We start from the raw sequence: 982 nt of genomic DNA, 5'->3' as shown, positions 1-982 counted from the left end.
TTAACCTGAGGTTTGCTTAAGAAGGGAACTAAGTGCCTGAGGCACGATCAAAGTTTTTGTCAAAGAAAACAAAATCGTGGAGATCCTCAGGCATGTTTAATTTAGAAGAACTTTACTGCTGCGTCGATGACTTTTGCCAAAAATTTATTCCTCTCTGGCATCAACAGTTAATTGAAAATGGTTTGCTCAAACGTCGCCGCGAAGCTTCCCTTTCTCTCAGTGAAGTCATGACGATACTCATTTTATTCCACATGAGCCATTATCGTGATTTTAAAACGTTTTATATTCAGCATGTTAAACACTATCTTCAGGCCGATTTTCCCCAGTTGGTCAGCTACACCCGGATGTTAACCTTGAAGCAAAGGGCGCTCATTCCTCTCTGTGCTTTTCTTTCGTCACGCAAGGCCCAAACCCAGGGGATCGCTTTTATTGATTCAACCAAAATTGCCGTTTGCCACAATCTCCGTATTCCCCGTCATCGCGTATTTCAGGGCGTCGCACAGCGAGGGAAAACCAGTACCGGCTGGTTTTATGGCTTTAAACTTCATCTGGTTATCAATGATTGTGGTGAACTTCTGGCAGTGAAGTTGACCTCAGGAAATAAGGATGATCGCCATCCCGTCAAAGCGCTGGTACAAGGGTTAACCGGATGTTTATATGGCGATAAAGGGTATTTGTCGCAGGCTTTGTGCGATGAACTGGAAGCAGAAGGAATAACGTTAATCACTCATGTCCGTCATAACATGAAGGCAAAAGAATTATCTCTCTGGGATAAGCTGATGTTAAGAAGGCGATTTTTGATAGAAACGGTCATGGATCAGCTTAAAAATATTTCTCAGATAGAGCATTCAAGACACCGCAGTCAGCTCGGTTTTTTATTGGAAATCGTCGCTGGCCTAATTGCTTATACATTCCAACCTAAAAAACCGAGCTTGAATTTACGGGATTGTGATATCGCTATTTTTAAACGAAGCTGAGGTTA

General features: G+C 42.5%; 1 protein-coding gene. It reads left to right on the top strand.

Annotated features, from left to right (window positions below):
• Positions 1–92: 92 nt before the first annotated feature.
• Positions 93–977 (top strand): IS982 family transposase, encoded by an 885-nt coding sequence (locus tag ACGF5R_RS24115; protein ID WP_387693150.1) that lies wholly within the window; start codon positions 93–95, stop codon positions 975–977.
• Positions 978–982 lie beyond the last annotated feature (5 nt).

The sequence above is a fragment of the Photorhabdus sp. RM71S genome, assembly GCF_042879355.1.
Lineage (GTDB): Bacteria > Pseudomonadota > Gammaproteobacteria > Enterobacterales > Enterobacteriaceae > Photorhabdus > Photorhabdus kayaii.
Note: the sequence above shows the minus strand (reverse complement) of the source record. Positions and strands in the feature narration are given on the sequence as shown.